Source organism: Stenotrophomonas sp. S39 (genome assembly GCF_016624665.1).
Classification (GTDB): Bacteria; Pseudomonadota; Gammaproteobacteria; order Xanthomonadales; family Xanthomonadaceae; genus Stenotrophomonas.
The window spans coordinates 1-16,087 of the sequence record NZ_JACVTT010000036.1; the positions used below are offsets into that span (position 1 = coordinate 1).

General features: G+C 67.2%; 13 protein-coding genes. 4 read left to right on the forward strand and 9 right to left on the reverse strand.

Going from position 1 to position 16,087, the window contains the following annotated elements; all coding sequences use genetic code 11:
* Positions 1–268 precede the first annotated feature (268 nt).
* Positions 269–3,025: a TonB-dependent receptor gene (locus IAE41_RS11140; protein ID WP_200733163.1), complete on the forward strand. Its 2,757-nt coding sequence runs from the start codon at positions 269–271 to the stop codon at positions 3,023–3,025.
* Between the two features lie 305 nt (positions 3,026–3,330).
* Here the strand turns inward: IAE41_RS11140 and IAE41_RS22655 are convergent, their stop codons facing one another.
* Both IAE41_RS22655 and IAE41_RS11145 read right to left on the reverse strand, forming a co-directional pair.
* A complete protein-coding gene (locus tag IAE41_RS22655) occupies positions 3,331–3,465 on the reverse strand; it encodes a hypothetical protein (RefSeq protein ID WP_265349647.1) in 135 nt (44 codons plus the stop codon).
* A 25-nt stretch (positions 3,466–3,490) separates the two neighbouring features.
* Complete coding sequence (locus IAE41_RS11145; protein ID WP_200733164.1) at positions 3,491–3,952, reverse strand: hypothetical protein; 462 nt, start codon at positions 3,950–3,952, stop codon at positions 3,491–3,493.
* 41 nt (positions 3,953–3,993) lie between these two features.
* Between IAE41_RS11145 and IAE41_RS11150 the strand changes: the two genes are divergently transcribed.
* The gene (locus IAE41_RS11150; RefSeq protein ID WP_200733165.1) at positions 3,994–4,689 is read left to right on the forward strand and encodes a hypothetical protein; all 696 of its coding nucleotides are present in this window, start codon (positions 3,994–3,996) and stop codon (positions 4,687–4,689) included.
* A 209-nt stretch (positions 4,690–4,898) separates the two neighbouring features.
* On the opposite strand, the gene IAE41_RS11155 is transcribed toward IAE41_RS11150, so the two are convergent.
* Together IAE41_RS11155 and IAE41_RS11160 are read right to left on the reverse strand one after the other, a co-directional pair.
* Positions 4,899–5,348 (reverse strand): hypothetical protein, encoded by a 450-nt coding sequence (locus IAE41_RS11155; protein WP_200733166.1) that lies wholly within the window; start codon positions 5,346–5,348, stop codon positions 4,899–4,901.
* Between the two features lie 154 nt (positions 5,349–5,502).
* The gene (locus IAE41_RS11160) at positions 5,503–7,116 is read right to left on the reverse strand and encodes an alpha-glucosidase family protein (RefSeq protein WP_200733167.1); all 1,614 of its coding nucleotides are present in this window, start codon (positions 7,114–7,116) and stop codon (positions 5,503–5,505) included.
* 215 nt (positions 7,117–7,331) lie between these two features.
* On the opposite strand from IAE41_RS11160, the gene IAE41_RS11165 reads away from it, so the two are divergent.
* Positions 7,332–8,330 (forward strand): polyprenyl synthetase family protein, encoded by a 999-nt coding sequence (locus tag IAE41_RS11165; protein ID WP_079220972.1) that lies wholly within the window; start codon positions 7,332–7,334, stop codon positions 8,328–8,330.
* Between the two features lie 152 nt (positions 8,331–8,482).
* On the opposite strand, the gene IAE41_RS11170 is transcribed toward IAE41_RS11165, so the two are convergent.
* Positions 8,483–9,268: a dienelactone hydrolase family protein gene (locus IAE41_RS11170; protein ID WP_200733168.1), complete on the reverse strand. Its 786-nt coding sequence runs from the start codon at positions 9,266–9,268 to the stop codon at positions 8,483–8,485.
* Between the two features lie 129 nt (positions 9,269–9,397).
* Between IAE41_RS11170 and IAE41_RS11175 the strand changes: the two genes are divergently transcribed.
* Entirely contained in the window at positions 9,398–9,988 is a 591-nt protein-coding gene (locus IAE41_RS11175) for an SMI1/KNR4 family protein (protein ID WP_200733169.1), read from the forward strand.
* A 26-nt stretch (positions 9,989–10,014) separates the two neighbouring features.
* Here the strand turns inward: IAE41_RS11175 and IAE41_RS11180 are convergent, their stop codons facing one another.
* The 4 genes from IAE41_RS11180 to IAE41_RS11195 all read right to left on the reverse strand — a co-directional run bounded on the left by IAE41_RS11180 (position 10,015) and on the right by IAE41_RS11195 (position 16,070).
* Positions 10,015–10,548, reverse strand: a complete 534-nt coding sequence (locus IAE41_RS11180) for a hypothetical protein (protein WP_200733170.1) — start codon at positions 10,546–10,548, stop codon at positions 10,015–10,017.
* Between the two features lie 108 nt (positions 10,549–10,656).
* Positions 10,657–12,066, reverse strand: a complete 1,410-nt coding sequence (gene murD, locus IAE41_RS11185; protein ID WP_200733171.1) for a UDP-N-acetylmuramoyl-L-alanine--D-glutamate ligase — start codon at positions 12,064–12,066, stop codon at positions 10,657–10,659.
* Entirely contained in the window at positions 12,047–13,399 is a 1,353-nt protein-coding gene (gene murL, locus IAE41_RS11190; protein ID WP_200733172.1) for a UDP-N-acetyl-alpha-D-muramoyl-L-alanyl-L-glutamate epimerase, read from the reverse strand. Before murL ends, murD begins: the two co-directional genes overlap by 20 nt.
* Positions 13,400–13,475: 76 nt before the next feature.
* Complete coding sequence (locus tag IAE41_RS11195) at positions 13,476–16,070, reverse strand: bifunctional aspartate kinase/diaminopimelate decarboxylase (protein WP_079220967.1); 2,595 nt, start codon at positions 16,068–16,070, stop codon at positions 13,476–13,478.
* Positions 16,071–16,087 lie beyond the last annotated feature (17 nt).

Sequence of the window (16,087 nt, forward strand, 5' to 3'; positions counted from 1 at the left end):
CCCCCCCGCCGCCCCCCCCCCGCGCGGCGGGGCGGGCCTCAACCCGGCCCCCCCCCCCCCCCCGGGCGGGCGGCGGCGCAGAGCGCCGGGATACGGGCACTGGAATCGATTACAACGCTGCGAAAGCCATTGAATACGTATGCAGGGTGATTCCCGCGGAGAAGCCGCTGCCTACCATAGCGGCGACGACAGCGGCCACCGCGTCGCACGTCCACGGCACCGCCGGGACGACCACAAGATGCTCTACAACATTGCCTGGGAGGGGAAAATGTTGAACCACACGCGCACCGCGCTGAGTCTGGCGCTGGCCGTTGCACTGGTGCCGTCGCTGGCGTCGGCGCAATCCACGCAGTCCACCGAAACCGCCACCGGTACGTCCGCCACCAACCTGGACACCGTACAGGTCACCGGCATCCGCCGCGGCATCGAAAACGCCATTGCGATCAAGCAGGACGCCACCTCGGTGGTCGAAGCGATCTCGGCCGAAGACATCGGCAAGCTGCCCGACGTCAGCATCGCCGAATCGCTGGGCCGCCTGCCCGGCCTGGCCGCCCAGCGCGTGGCCGGCCGTGCCCAGGTCATCAGCGTGCGCGGCCTGTCGCCCGACTTCGCCACCACCCTGCTCAACGGGCGTGAAGTGGTCAGCACCGGCGACAACCGCAGCGTCGAGTTCGACCAGTACCCCTCGGAACTGGTGAACGGCGTGACCGTCTACAAGACCCCGGACGCCGCCCTGGTCGGCCAGGGCCTGTCGGGCACCATCGACATGCAGACCGTGCGCCCGCTCAGCTTCCCCGACCGCGTGATCGCCGTCAGCGGCCGCCTGCAGAAGAGTTCGCTCGGCGAAGCCGCCAATGTGGATGAATTCGGCAACCGCTTCAGCGCCAGCTACATCGACCAGTTCTTCGACAAGACCCTGGGCATCTCGATCGGCTACGCGCACAGCGACAACCCGATCCAGGAAAACCAGGTCGGCCTGTACGAGCCGTGGACCACCGAGCAGACCACCAACGGCAACCGCCCGGGCGTGGCCGCAGGCACGTACTTCTCCGATGGCATCAAGGCGCTGCGCCGTACCGGCAACAACAAGCGCGACGGCGTGATGGCCACCATCCAGTTCCGGCCGAACAACGCCTGGACCAGCACCTTCGATGCGTTCCACACCGAAGCCGAGCAGATCGACACCGCCAACCAGTTCGAGCTCAACCTGAGCAACTTCAATGGTGGCTATACCCCGGGCCTGCTGATCAGCAACCCGCAGGTCAATGCCGATGGCACCTTCACCGGTGGCACCGCCAGCGGCGTTTACCCGCTGGTGCGCGGCATGTACAACAAGCGCAAGGACAAGATCGATGCGTTCGGCTGGAACAACGAGTTCACCTTCGGCAGCGTCAAGCTCGTCGCCGATGTGAACTACTCCAAGGCCACGCGCGATGAGCTGAACCTGGAAAACAACCTGCAGCTGACCCCGATGCCGCAGCTGGACACCATCGGCCTGCAGATCCGCCCGAACGGCTTCTCGCAGATCAGCCCGGGCCTGGATTACTCCGATCCCAATGCGCTGTTCCTGACCAACACCATCTACGGCTCCGGCTACGGCAAGGTGCCGCAGGTGGAAGACCGCCTGAAGGGTGCCAAGCTGGCCGCGACCATCGCCCTGCCCGAGGCCATCGCCTCGTGGGCACCGGACGTGGACATCGGCGTGAACTACGCCGACCGCCGCAAGACCAAGACCCAGTCCGAAGGCAACATCCTGCTGGGTGCGCAGGGCGATGCCAACATCGCCCCGGACCTGCAGTATTCGCCCGTCAACCTGGGCTTTGCCGGCATCGGCTACATCCCGGCCTGGAACGTGCCGGCGGCCGTGGGCCGCTACATGACCTTCAACCCGGTCGACAACCTCGACTACCTGATCCCGAAGTCGTGGGTGGTGCAGGAAAAGATCACCACCGCCTGGGCCCGCCTGAACATCAACACCGACATCGGTAAGGTGGGTGTGCGCGGCAACATCGGCGTGCAGATGCAGCACACTGACCAGAGCTCGGATTCGCGCTACTGGGACAGCTCGCAGCCGGCCGGCAGCAACATCCAGCCGTATTCCAACGGCAAGACCTACAACGACTGGCTGCCGAGCTTGAACCTGGCCTTCATGTTCCCGCACCAGCAGACGCTGCGCTTCGCCGCGGCCAAGCAGGTCGCGCGCCCGCGCGTGGACCAGATGCGTGCCGGCCTGGAGTTCGGCGTGGATACCGCCACCGGCAAGCCCGGCGGCAGCGGCGGCAACCCGCTGCTGGATCCGTGGCGTGCCACCGCGCTGGACCTGTCCTACGAGAAGTACTTCGGTGAAAAGGCCTACGTGGCCGCCGCGATCTTCTACAAGGACCTGAAGAGCTACGTCTACACCCAGTCGGTGGATGACTACGACTTCACCGACCTGCTGGGCAGCTACGTGCCGCCGCCGGGCATGACCGCACCGGTGCTGACCACCGGCACGTTCTCCACCCCGGAAAACGGCAAGGGCGGCACGCTGAAGGGCCTGGAACTGACTGCATCGTTCCCGTTGGACATGCTGACCGACAGCCTGCGTGGCTTCGGCGTGCAGGCCAGTGCCACCTTCAACAAGAGCGACATCAAGATCCTCGACCCGGAAAGCGCCTCCAGCGTGGGTTCGGATCCGATCAGTCTGCCCGGCCTGTCCGAGCGCGTGTACAACTTCACCGCCTACTTCGAGCGCAACGGCTTCGAAGCGCGCGTGAGCCAGCGCCGTCGTTCGGACTTCATCGGTGAGATCGGCAACTTCAACGGCAACCGCACGCTGCGTTACGTGGTGGGCGAGAACGTGACCGATGCGCAGATCAGCTACACCTTCAGCGACAGCAGCGCCATGCGTGGCCTGACCCTGCTGCTGCAGGGAAGCAACCTGACCAACGAGCCGTACCGCACCTACGCCGGCACCACGGACCGCCCGCTGGAATACATCGAGTGGGGCCGCACCTACGTGCTGGGCGTGAACTACAAGTTCTGACCACGATCGGTAGTGCCGGCCGCGGGCCCCCCCCCCCCCCCCCCCCCCCCCGGGGGGGGGGCGCCCCCCCCCCCGGTAGCGCCGGGCCATGCCCGGCGACACACAAGGGGAGCAGGACCGGAAACCCGCTGCACACGCAGCGGGTTTTCTTTTTGCGCGTGGACACCGCGCCCGGTATCGCATCCACGCATGGCGTGGATCTACTGAATGCATCCACGCATGGCGTGGATCTACTGAATGCATCCACGCATGGCGTGGGTCTACTGAATGCATCCACGCATGGCGTGGATGCACCCGGCAGAACATCATGAGATCAGCACAGCGCAGCTGATGGCGATGACCAGCATCATCACCAGCAGGATGCGCCCGCTGGATCGGCCAAGAGCATGGCCAACATTGTTCAGGGCCACGGTAATGATCTGCCCCAGCAGTTCCCACATGGCACAACCTCTCTCTCGTCAGGACTCAGGCGCCCTCTTCCGGGGAACCACTGGTGGAACTCAAATGGACACGCGGCAGGTCGAATCGCCTGGCCCAGACCAGCAGGACGCGGTGCTGCAGTTCACCTGTCGTGGAGAAGTAACGCACCGCTCGGTCTTCCGCGTTGTAATACGCCGCATGCAGGGCGCCATCGGGATGGACCAGGACCGCCGCGGCATGGTGTACAGGGAAACCCAAGCGCCACCCGTCCAGCAGCAGCCCTCCATCCTTGAGCGGCACCGGCACCGCCGACTCATCGAAGTTGCGCCGGAACGCCGCGTACTCCGGTCCGAGCAACTGCTTCAGGCCAGGCACCACGTCAGAGCCCTCGAAGGCATCCTCCAGCGCTGGGCCTACGATCATGATGGGCGTGGCGCAGACGGGATGGGCAACGGACAGTGCCACCGCCAGTGCCAATACACGCAACCAGGAATCAAAGGAACGCATCGGAAATCCGCCATGCGGGGAGGGCCATCAGGATCAGTGGCTTGAAGACCGCCGGCCACCGTGCATTACCATCTTCAAGCGTGTCGTCCAGAACAACAAGAAACCCGATGAATGCCCCGAACCAGATTCTGCAGAAGACCCTGATGGCACTTCATCGTGATGCCAGCGAAGTACACCGGCTGTGGCATGACAAGGCCCGGTTGCTACCGCTGCTGGAATGCGCACTGGCCATCCAGGCCGGGCAGCCGGGCCGCACCGCGCTTGGCCAGAGCGCGGCGTATCTGCTCAATTACGTACTGGTTTTCTTTGCAGGCACGGCAGAAGGTCTTGGTGCACTGCTCAGGTCACTGCCCCGGGCCGATCTACGCGCCACCCTCGCAAACCAGTGGCTGTCCAACGAACTCATCGCATTGGCTGAAGTCTCCGCATTGGCCCGGTCGCAGGACGTATGGACGCTTGAACACCTGTCTGCAGAGGATACAGAGTGGCTTGCCCGGCTCAGTGCCCAGTATCTGCTGAGGCATGCGCTGCCGAACTCCCTATCGGTGCAGGTCCTGGTGCCGGAAGAACTCAGGCTTGGCCCGCATGCCCGGGAGTACCTGCTTGGCTGGGCCTACGAAGAAGGCAAGCTTGACCCCACCGCCACGCAGTACTTCGCGCAGGCGCATCCTGCCAAGTTCGCGATGCTGCAGACCCTCGCTGCCGCGCATCCTCCTGCCGCTACGCGGCCGCTGTAACAGGCGGCATGTGCCGAAGCAGAAGCGTCCAGCATCGCGTTCAGGCGACAGTCCCCCCAAAAAAAAGGGGCGGGGCGCTCCGGCCCCGTCCCCGCAAGTACCGCCACCGGAGAAATCGATCAGCTGCCCGTCGGTCTGTGCCATGCAGCCCCGGCCAGACCCGGCCCGCAGGGCCACCTGTTCTTCTTCACTTGGAAAACTCCAGCAACTTACGAATCCCAACCGTCCGGGAAGATCTGCGGCGCATCGCCAACGTATTGCCTCGCCCAGGCCCGCAGCGCCAGGTGGTGGGGCTGGTCTGCGTTCGAGAAGTGGCGCGGGGCGCGCTGACCCGCGTTGTAGTAGGCCGCGTCCAGGCTTCCGTCTGGATGCCGCACCACCACCGCACCGTAGGAATCAGGAAAGCCCAGCCGCCACCCGGCCAGCAGCAGGCCACCACTCTTCAGCGGCACCGGCGTCGCAGATTCATCGAAGTTGCGCCGGAACGCCGCGTACTCCGGCCCGAGCAACTGCTTCAGGCCGGGCACCACGTCAGAACCCTCGAAGGCCTCTTCCAGCGCTGGGCCTACGATCACGATGGGGGTGGCGCAGGCGGGGTGGGCAATGGACAGCGCCACCGCCAGTGCCAACAGGCGCAACAGCGAAGAGAAGCCATGCATGGAAGGTCCACCATGGAGGGGGGCCACCAGTGTCCACGCCCACCCCGGCCGATTCCATTCCAATAGTTGGAAAGTGACGGCCAACAACGACCCACAAAAAAGGGACGGGGCGCTTCGGCCCCGTCCCCGCAAGTACCGCCACCGGAGAAATCGGTCAGCTGCGTCGTGCGCAATACACCGCGCGCGGCGGCAGCTGGAGTTCATTGCCCTGCACCGTGCCCGCATCCGGGCCCGGCACCGCCACCTGCTGCCAGTTGCCCGACGGCAGCGGATGGCTCACCGACTCGGCCGACAGGTTGAAGGCCAGCAGGAGGGTTTCATCTGCAAGCATACGCTCGAACAGCAGCACTGGCTCGGCACTGTCCAGGAAACGGATGTCCCCGTGCTGCAGGGCCGGCTGGGTCCGTCGCCAGACGAGGAAGCCGCGGAAGGCCGCCAGGACCGAACCCGGGTCGGCCTCCTGCACGGCCACCGCCGCCGCCCGGTGCTCGGCCGGGATCGGCAGCCAGGGCTTGCCGGTGGTGAAGCCGGCCAGCGGGGCATCGGTCCACGGCATCGGCGTGCGGCAGCCATCACGGCCCTTGAAGTTGGGCCAGAAGGTGATGCCGTAGGGGTCCTGCAGGTCCTCGAAGGCGACTTCCGCCTCGGCCAGGCCCAGCTCTTCCCCCTGGTACAGGCAGACCGAACCGCGCAGCGAGCACAGCATCGCCACCAGCATGCGGGCCAGGCGCGGGTCGGACGGACGGCCACCCCAGCGGCTCACCGCACGTTCGACGTCATGGTTGGACACCGCCCAGCACGGCCAGCCTTCGGTCATCACCGCTTCCAGGCGGGAGACCGTGTCGCGGATGTAGGCCGCGCTGTAGTCGTCCACCAGCAGCTCGAAGCTGTAGCCCATGTGCAGGCGGCCGTCCTGGGTGTACTCGGCGGTGGTGGCCAGCGAGTCCTCCGAGGAGATCTCGCCCAGGCTCACCGCGCCCGGGTACTCGTCCAGCAGCGCACGCAGCTGCTCCAGGAACGGCAGGTTCTCCGGCTGGGTGTTGTTGTAGTAGTGGTACTGATACGCGTACGGATTGTCCGGGCTGAAGCCGCGGCCCACGCGCTTGTCCGCCGGTTTGGGCGGGTTGTCGCGCAGCTGCGCGTCGTGGAAGCAAAAGTTGATGGCGTCCAGGCGGAAGCCGTCCACGCCGCGGTCGAGCCAGAACCGCACGTTGTCCAGCGTGGCCTGCTGCACGTCCGGGTTGTGGAAGTTCAGGTCCGGCTGGTCGACCAGGAAGTTGTGCAGGTAGTACTGCTCGCGGCGCGGCTCCCACTGCCAGGCGCCGCCGCCGAACAGCGACAGCCAGTTGTTGGGCGGGGTGCCGTCCTCGCGCGGGTCGGCCCACACGTACCAGTCGGCCTTGGGGTTGGTCCGGTCCTGGCGGCTCTCGCGGAACCACGCATGCTCGAGCGAGGTGTGGCTGAGCACCTGGTCGATCATCACCTTCAGGCCCAGGCCATGCGCCTTGGCCAGCAGGCGGTCGAAGTCCTCCAGGCTGCCAAACAGCGGGTCGACATCGCGGTAGTCGGCGATGTCATAGCCGAAATCGGCCATCGGCGATTTGAAGAACGGCGAGATCCAGATCGCATCGGCGCCCAGCGCCGCGATGTGGTCCAGCCGCTCGATGATGCCCGGCAGGTCGCCCACCCCGTCGCCGCTGGCGTCGAGGTAGCTGCGCGGGTAGATCTGGTAGATGACGGCTCCGCGCCACCATGGATTGTGCGACATCGACAGCCCCCCTCCGGGCATGCGGGACCCACCGGAAGCGGGCCGAAAACCAACTCCGGCAAGCTTAGCGGCGGCTTCCCGGGCATGGCGCTGCCTGCATACGTATTCACGCCGCCAGGCCGGCCAACGCCCTGCGAAAAGGCCGGATGGGCCGGTTTCCGCCCGATTTCACGGCCAGCCCCTATAATTGGCGGTGAGCCTGAAAGCCTGATCGCATGACCATCACCGAAGACACCCGTCCCGCCCTGGGCCTGCCCCAGATCCAGTCGCTTGCTGCGGCCGACATGGCCGCCGTCGATGCCCTGATCCGGCACCGGCTGTCCTCGGACGTCGTACTGATCAACCAGATCGCCGACCACATCATTTCCGCCGGCGGCAAGCGCCTGCGGCCGATGCTGGTGATGCTGGCCGGCCACGCGGTCGGCACGGCCGGCCCGGAGCACCACCAGCTGGCGGCGATCATCGAGTTCATCCACACCTCCACCCTGCTGCACGACGACGTGGTGGACGAATCGAGCCTGCGGCGCGGCCGCAGCACCGCCAATGCCCTGTGGGGCAACGCGCCGAGCGTGCTGGTGGGTGACTTCCTGTATTCGCGCAGCTTCCAGCTGATGGTGGAACTGGACCGCATGCCGGTCATGCAGATCCTGGCCGATACCACCAACCGCATCGCCGAAGGCGAAGTGCTGCAGCTGCTGCACGTGCACAACCCGGACACCGACGAAGCCGCCTACCTGCGCGTGATCGAGCGCAAGACCGCAGTGCTGTTCGCCGCCGGCACCCGCCTGGGCGCGCTGGCCAGCGGCGTGGACGAAGCCACCCAGCAGGCCCTGTACGACTACGGCATGCACCTGGGCTATGCCTTCCAGATTGCCGACGACGTGCTGGATTACTCGGCCAACGCCGAGGAACTGGGCAAGAACCTGGGCGACGACCTGGCCGAAGGCAAAGCGACCCTGCCGCTGATCCACGCCATGGCCCATTCGGACGACGCCACCCGCGAGCGCCTGCGCAGCATCGTGCAGGACGGCGACGCCTCGGCCATGCCGGAAGTGCTGGCCGCCATCCGCGCCACCGGCGGCCTGGACTACAGCCGCCGCCGTGCCGAGGAATACGCCGAAGCCGCCGAGCGCGCGCTTGACGGCCTGGGCGACAACGATGCCGTGGCGGCCCTGCGCGGCCTGGCCCGTTACGCGGTGCAGCGCTCGCATTGATGGGTGAAGGTGTGCCGACCAACGGTCGGCACCTACCTCTTCCTGTGGGTGCCGACCGGTGGTCGGCCCAAAAAGAAACGTGGGGGGCCGCCCCGTGGGCGGCCCCCACCCCCCCCGGGGGGGGGCCCCCGGGGGGGCCCCCACGCCTTTGATTACCGGAACCGCTCCTCGAAGAACTCATCCAGCGCCTTCCATGCGCGCTTGGCCGCCCGTTCGTTGTACTGGCAGCCGGGCGGATTGTTGGCGTCGCGCTCGGCGAAGCAGTGCACTGCGCCGCTGTAGTTGGTGAACTCCCAGTCGACCTTGGCCGCGTCCATTTCCTTCTGGAAGCTGCCGATGTCTTCGGCGGTCACGCTCTTGTCGTCGGCGCCGTTGAGCACCAGCACCGAGGGATGGCTGCCACCGGCCTGTGCCGGCAGCGGTGAACCCAGCCCACCGTGCAGGCTGACCACACCGGCCAGCGGCGCACCGGCACGGGCCAGTTCCAGCACCGTGGTGCCGCCGAAGCAGAAGCCCACCGCACCGATCCGGCTGGCATCCAGCGGCGCCTTGCCGGCCTGGGCCTTGAGCACGTTCACCGCCTCCAGCGCGCGCGCCCGCAGCAGCGGCCGGTCATTGCGCAGCTTGGTCGCCACCGGGCCAGCCTCGGCATCGGTCTTCGGCCGCACGCCCTTGCCGTACACATCGGCCACCAGCACCACGTAGTCATCGCCGGCCAGCTGCTTGGCCTTCTCGATGGCCGATTCGTTCACGCCCTTCCAGTTGGGCACCATCACCAGGCCCGGGCGCTTGTCGTTGTCGCCGTCGTCATAGACCAGCACGCCACTGAAGGTCGTGCCCTGGTGCTTCCATTCCACCGGCTGGGTCTTCATCGCCGCCCAGGCCGGCATCGCCGCCAGCCCCAGCACCATCGCCACGCCACAACGCCATCGGTTCATGTGACTGCTCCACTGAAAAGGGAATGGAGGGGATCACGTCGCAGAACACCCTCCCGCGTCGCATTCTGCATTGGCGACGTGACGCAGGTGTGGTTGGATACGACCTGATCCCCTCCGCCCCTCTTTTACATGAACCTTGTTGATCGCTTTCTTTCCGGCCTTGTCCCGCGCCTGCCTGCCGAGGACGCTGCGCAGTGGGCACATGTCCAGGGCGCCAGCGCCGAAGACCTGCAGCGCCTGCGCACGCAGTGGCCGCAGGTGCCCGACAGCCTGCTGGCCCTGCTGTCGCGGGTGGATGGCACGCACTTCCGCGAGTATCCCGGGGGCGAAGTGGTGGTCTACGTGCTGGGTTCGGACGTCGAGGACGGCGGCTACCCGTACTACCTGCGCTCGGTCGCGCAGATTTTCGAAGACCAGCAGCAGTGGGACGACAGCATCCGCTCCATCTACGAGGAGTGGCTGGATGACGAGCCGGAGATCCTGGGCGATGGCATCGATGGCGACCTGCCGATGAACCGTCGCCTGTGTTTCTCGCACTGCATGAACAACGGCGGCACCTCGATGCTGTACCTGGATTTCGACCCGGCACCGGGTGGTACCGTCGGCCAGGTGGTGCGCTACCTGCATGATCCGGACAGCTATGCGGTCATCGCGCCCAGCTTCGATGCCTACCTGCAGCAGTTGATTGATCGCGATTACGCGTTCATCGATCAGGAGTAGATCCACGCCATGCGTGGAGGGCGCTCTCACCCGCGCTCGATCCAATGCAACGTGCCCGGCGCGAGCGCCAGCAGATCCGCGGCGGCCAGCTGATCCCGCGACCAATGATGTTCCGGCGGGTTCGGCTGCTGGGCACTCACCGCACCGTCGTAGTCACGCACCAGCAGGCCGATGCGCGCCGCACCGGCCTGCAGCAGCGCGTCGATGCGCTGCAGCCACTGGCCGGCATCACCCAGGCCTTTGCTCTGGCGTGCCTGCCGCTCCTGCTCGAAATGCGCCAACTGCTCTGCCAGGGCGCGGGCGATCTTCGCCTCGCTCCAGCCTTTTTTCCGCCAGCGCTCGGCATCGCCCTTCCATTCCGGCTCCGTGCGTGCCGACGCCAGGGCCGTGCCGCAATCGCAGTGCGCGGCGCTCAGCCACGGCTGCCAGCCGGGCCCGACCGCCGCCTGCAGGCTGGGCGATGCCTGGGCGAACAAGCTCCGGCCGCTGCGCTTCATGATCGCGGCGGCTTCAACGTGCGCAAACGAGGTGGGCAGGAACAGGGTGATGAAGGTGCACATGCAGGCTTCTCGAATCCGTCCGGGAATGCGCCGATGGTAACTCGCCCCTGCAGTAGAGCCACGCCATGCGTGGATGCGGTGCCGCGGATTGCCGGCCAGCGGCCGGCACTACCCGATGCCCAGGCCCGGAATCGCGCTGATGCTGTCCGGATCGAACCCGGCCAGTTCGGCAAAGTGACGGCCGCGGGCCACGTAATCGCGGTAGGCACCAAAACTCGGCGCGCCCGGCGACAACAGCACCACCCCGCCCTGCGCACCCAGCGCCGTACGCGCCAGCGCCATCGCCTCGGGCAGATCGCCCGCCGCGTGCAGGCCGAAACGTCCGGCATCGGCCAGCGGCTGCAGCATCGCGTGGATGCGCGGGCCGTTGCTGCCCATCGTGACGATCTCCACCGGCGGCTCGTCGTGCGCCATGTGCTGCATGAAACCGGTCCAGTCCAGGCCACGGTCGTGGCCGCCCACCAGCAGCGCGATGCGCTGGCCGGCAAAGCATTCCAGCGCGGCCAGGCTGGCGTGCGGCGTGGTGCTGATCGAATCGTTGACGTAGGTCAGGCCTTCGGCCACGCCGATGCGCTGCAGGCGGTTCGGCAGGGGCCGGAAATCCTGCACCGCCGGTGCCAGCGCCACCGCGTCCAGGCCCAGCGCTTCCAGCGCGGCCAGCACCGCGCACAGGTTGCCGCGGTTGTGGCGGCCCGGCAGCGGCGTGTTGCGGGTATCGAACACGGCCTGTTCGCCACGGTGCACGACATCGCCACGCATGTGCCAGCCCTGCGGCTGGTTGAACCAGACCACCTCGCTGTCCGGCAACGACAGCGCGGCCAGATGCGGATCGGCGGCATTGAGCACGGCAATCCGCGGCGCGGCCTCGGTCACCAGCCGCAGCTTGTCTTCGATGTAGCGCTGTTCGCTGCCGTGCCAGTCCAGGTGTTCGGGGAACAGGTTGAGCACCACCGCCACCTGCGGGCGGGCGCCACTGCGCGCCACTTCACCGGTCTGGTAGCTGGACAGTTCAACCGCCCAGAACGCGGGCGCGGGCTGCGGGTCCAGCACCTCCAGCAGCGGCAGGCCGATATTGCCGACCAGGCCGGTGCGGTGGCCGGCCGCGCGCAGCAGGTGCGCCACCAGTGCGGTGGTGGTGCTCTTGCCCTTGGTGCCGGTCACGCACACGGTGTCGTGCACGATGCCATCGGTACCGGCGTGTTCGGCAAACCACAGCGCGGTGCCGCCGATGAAGGCCGTGCCCTGCCCCGCCGCCGCCAGCGCGATCGGCTGGTAAGGGCTGATGCCGGGCGACTTGATCACCACATCGAAGGCGGCCAGCGCCTCGGCAGTGGGCTCGCCACGCACGTCCAGCAGCCCCTGCGTTTCCGCACGTGCCGCCTCGGCCTCGGCGGCCGGACAGAACAGGCTCAGGGCCAACGCAGGCAGGCGCGCGCGCAGCACCGCAAAGGCCGCGCGGCCCTCACGCCCCCAGCCCCACAGCGCAACGCGCTTGCCTTCAAGCTGCGAAATCTTCACGCACACGTTCCCACAGCGCCGCCGGAATGCGGTGCTCGCCCTGCAGCTGCAGCAGCGGTGCCAGTTCCAGTTCAGCGGCATCCAGCTGCGGCTGGATCTCGTTGCAGAAGCGCTTCACCAGCACGTCTTCCTTCCATTCGGGGCGCTGCGCCAGGGTCGCCATCGCCGCACGCGATTCACGGCCTTCGCCCACGCATTCGAACGGCTTGTGGTCCTGGAACTCCAGCAGTGCATCGAAACCACCGGCCTGCGCGGCATCGTCCAGCAGGTTGCGGCCGAAGATGCGCACCAGGCGGGTCTTGGGCATGAACGGGGCCAGCGCCAGGAACACGAAGTGGCACTTCGGGCAGACACCGCACCAGCGGTTCACCGGGCGCTCGCCCAGGATGTGGAAATTGCGGTTGCAGCTGGAGAAATGCGCGTCGTAGAAATCGCTCTTGGCGAACTGGCGGGCCACCGCCAGCTCGGACATCGGGCGCAGCAGCGAGTAGTAGTGCAGATCGGCGGCCACCTGCTTCTGCACGTGGTTGCCGAACGCCTGCTCGAATGCCCAGCCCTTGGACCACTGGTGGTTCACTTCGCCGGTGCCCGGAATCTGGCTGCCGTAGCTGGCCGAACGCTCGTTGGAGAACACCACCTGGTCCACGCCCTGCAGCAGCGCGGCCAGCACCATGATCGCCGAGTTCACCGCGGTGACCGGGATATGGCCGTTCCAGGCGCCCTGGCGGTTGAGCTCGAACAGTTCCGGCGCCAGCGCGCGGCCCAGGTTGAGGGTCGGCAGGCCGGTGCGCTCGGCGCAGGCGCGGATCAGCTGCGAACCACCGATCCAGGTCACCGTCTCGTCCACGCCTGCACGGCGCAGCGCTTCGATGCTCACCAGCGAATCCTTGCCGCCGCCGATGGCCACCAGCGCATGCGGCTGCAGGCCCAGCACCGGCGCCTGCACCGCGTCGCCCTGTACCGGCAGGCGGAAGCGCCCGCGCAGGTTCAGGCCGTTGCGGTAGGCGAACTCGCCCAGGCCGTTGAGGTAGACCGTCTCCACCAGCGCTGCGGTATCGGCATCGATGGCATAGCTGTCGATGCTGACCGTTTCCGGCACGCCCGCCTTGTAGTAGCTGACACCGGCAATCAGGTGCAGCAGCTGCAGTGCGCGCTGCACCGCGGCGGCACGCGCGTCGTCCAGTACGAACGGGGCGCCGGGCACGGTAATGGTTTCCACCATCTCCGGGCCGTCATCGAAGGCGTAGACCAGCTTGGCCACGCCGGTATCCGCAGCGAATTCGCAGCGGACGAAGCGGAAGCGGGAAACCTGGTGTTTGTCGAAAGCAGTCATGGTGTTTCCGGTCAGGCACGGACCCGCGCGCGGGCGCGGGGCGTGTCGGTGGGCGGGTGCAGGGCGCGGGTGGTGATCACTCGATCACGTCTTCGCGCGGCATCGCCCGCTGGTTGTAGGTGTTGGACATCACATAGCCGTAGGCACCGGCGTCGGCGATCAGCATCACATCGTCCGGCGCAGTGGACACCGGCAGCTTGCGGCGCTTGCCGAACACATCGCTGGATTCGCAGATCGGGCCGACCACATCGAACGCCGCCTCGGCATAGCCGCCTTGGCGGCTGAGGTTCTCGATGTCATGCCAGGCGTCATACAGCGCCGGGCGCATCAGGGTGTTCATGCCGGCATCCAGGCCGACGCGGCGCACGCCGTCCTTTTCCACCACCTGGGTGGCATGGGTCAGCAGCACGCCCGATTCGGCCACCAGGTAGCGGCCCGGCTCGATCGCCAGGCGGAACGCCGGGTGCAGCGCCTTCACTTCGGCCAGGCCCTCGGCCCAGGCATCCAGGTCGAACGGCTCGTCTTCGTCGCTGTACGGAATCGGCAGGCCGCCACCGATGTCGATGGTCTGCACGCTGCCGATGCGGCGGGCGAAACCGGCCAGCTCATCGCACATCAGGCGCCAGTGCTGCGCGGTTTCCACGCCGCTGCCCAGGTGCGCGTGCAGGCCGACCACGCGGGTACCCAGGTCCGTGGCGGTGCGCACGAACTCATCCACGCGCGCCATCGGCAGGCCGAACTTGGAATCCTTGCCGCCGGTGCGGACCTTGGCGTGGTGGCCTTCGCCACGGCCCAGGTCGACGCGCAGCCAGATTTCGCGGTTGCGGAAAAGGTCCGGCCAGCGCTGCAGCGCTTCCAGGTTGTCCACGGTGACGGTGACACCGAGCGCGAAACCGGCTTCGTACTCTTCGCGCGGGCAGAAGCTGGGGGTGAACAGCACGCGCTTGGGCGACAGCTCGGGCAGGTGCTGGAACACGTGCTTCAGCTCGCCGTGCGAAACGCATTCCAGGCCGAAGCCTTCGGCTTCCAGCAGCTCAAGGATGGCCGGGTGGCTGTTGGCCTTGATCGCGTAGTAGCGCTGGTCGATCGGCTTGATCGCGGCCAGCGCGCGGGCGCGGGCTCGTACGGTCGGCAGGTGGTAGACGTAGCGCGGCGTACCGGCGTCGGCCAGCTGCAGCAGGTGCGCACGCTGGCCACGCCACCACGGCGTGCCGCGCGGGCGCACGGTGCCGGCGATCTCGCGCCAGCGCGGGCCGAACACTTCGGTCTCTTCCACCGGCATCGCGCCGCTGTCGATCAGTTCGGCGTGCAGGATCGGCAGCAGGCCATCGGCGTCGGCTTCGTCGATGACGAAGGTCAGGTTCAGGTCGTTGGACGACTGCGAGATCATGTGCACGCGCTCGCGGCCGAAGGTGGCCCACACGTCCGACAGCTTGTGCAGCAGCGAACGCATGCCACGGCCGACCAGGGTGATGGCCGCGCACGGCACGATCACCTTCACCTTGCAGATCTGCGACAGGTCGGCCGACAGCGCGGCCAGCACATCGGTGTTGACCAGGTTCTCGGACGGGTCCAGCGACACGGTGACGTTGGTCTCGGCCGAACCGATCAGGTCCACCGACAGGCCATGCTTCTTGAACAGGCCGAACACATCGGCCAGGAAGCCGACCTGCTGCCACATGCCGATGCCTTCCATCGACACCAGCACGATGCCGTTGCGGCGGCTGATCGCTTTCACGCCCGGTACCGGTGCGGCGCTGCCATCGATGCTGGTGCCCGGCAGTTCCGGGCGCTCGGTATCGAGGATGGCCATCGGCACGCCGGCATCGCGACACGGCTTGATCGAGCGCGGGTGCAGCACCTTGGCGCCGGTGGTGGCGATTTCCTGCGCTTCGTAATAGTCCAGGCGGGTCAGCAGGCGCGCGTCCGGCACGTCCTTGGGGTTGGCGCTGAACATGCCCGGCACGTCGGTCCAGATTTCCACGCGGCTGGCGCCCAGCAGCGCACCAAAGTACGCCGCCGAGGTATCCGAACCGCCGCGGCCGAGGATGGCGGTGCCACCGTCGGCGTGGCGGGAAATGAAGCCCTGGGTGATCAGCAGGCGGGTCGGCTGCGCGCGGAAGCGCTGCATCCACTCCGCGTCGGCGCGCCACTGGCAGTTCACCGACAGGCGCTGCGACCAGTCGCTCTGGTTCGGCTGCGGCGGCATCGCGTCCAGCCACTGGCGGGCGTCCATCCAGCCCATGTCCAGGCCCGAGGCGTGCAGGTAGGCCGCGCCCAGGGTCGAGGACAGCAGTTCGCCCTGGCCCAGCACTTCAGCCTGCCATTCCAGCGGGCGGGTGGCCGCGCGCGGGTCATCCAGCAGCCCCTGCAGGGCGGCCAGACGTTCGCCCAGTACTTCGCGGCCCAGGCCGAGCTCGGCCAGGAAGCCCTCATGGCGTTCGACCAGGGCGGCCACGCGATCGCGGCTGTCCGGCGCGCCATCGGCAATCGCGGTCAGTTCGTTGGTGACCCCGGACAGTGCCGAGACCACCACCAGGACGCGCGAGCCGGTCTCTTCCGCACGTTTTTTCGCCAGCTTCCCGATCGTGTCCCAGCGGTGGCGACGCGACACCGAGGTGCCGCCGAACTTCAGTACGATCCAACGATCGACAAGGGGGGAAGCTGACATGGATAGGCTATGTGTAA

Coding starts and splice junctions, on each gene's coding strand:
- IAE41_RS11175 (WP_200733169.1), top strand. CDS start 9,398: ATGAACCTTGTTGATCGCTTTCTTTCCGGCCTTGTCCCGCGCCTGCCT.
- IAE41_RS11180 (WP_200733170.1), bottom strand. CDS start 10,548: ATGTGCACCTTCATCACCCTGTTCCTGCCCACCTCGTTTGCGCACGTT.
- IAE41_RS11160 (WP_200733167.1), bottom strand. CDS start 7,116: ATGTCGCACAATCCATGGTGGCGCGGAGCCGTCATCTACCAGATCTAC.
- IAE41_RS22655 (WP_265349647.1), bottom strand. CDS start 3,465: ATGTGGGAACTGCTGGGGCAGATCATTACCGTGGCCCTGAACAATGTT.
- murL (WP_200733172.1), bottom strand. CDS start 13,399: ATGACTGCTTTCGACAAACACCAGGTTTCCCGCTTCCGCTTCGTCCGC.
- IAE41_RS11170 (WP_200733168.1), bottom strand. CDS start 9,268: ATGAACCGATGGCGTTGTGGCGTGGCGATGGTGCTGGGGCTGGCGGCG.
- IAE41_RS11195 (WP_079220967.1), bottom strand. CDS start 16,070: ATGTCAGCTTCCCCCCTTGTCGATCGTTGGATCGTACTGAAGTTCGGC.
- IAE41_RS11140 (WP_200733163.1), top strand. CDS start 269: ATGTTGAACCACACGCGCACCGCGCTGAGTCTGGCGCTGGCCGTTGCA.
- IAE41_RS11155 (WP_200733166.1), bottom strand. CDS start 5,348: ATGCATGGCTTCTCTTCGCTGTTGCGCCTGTTGGCACTGGCGGTGGCG.
- IAE41_RS11165 (WP_079220972.1), top strand. CDS start 7,332: ATGACCATCACCGAAGACACCCGTCCCGCCCTGGGCCTGCCCCAGATC.
- IAE41_RS11145 (WP_200733164.1), bottom strand. CDS start 3,952: ATGCGTTCCTTTGATTCCTGGTTGCGTGTATTGGCACTGGCGGTGGCA.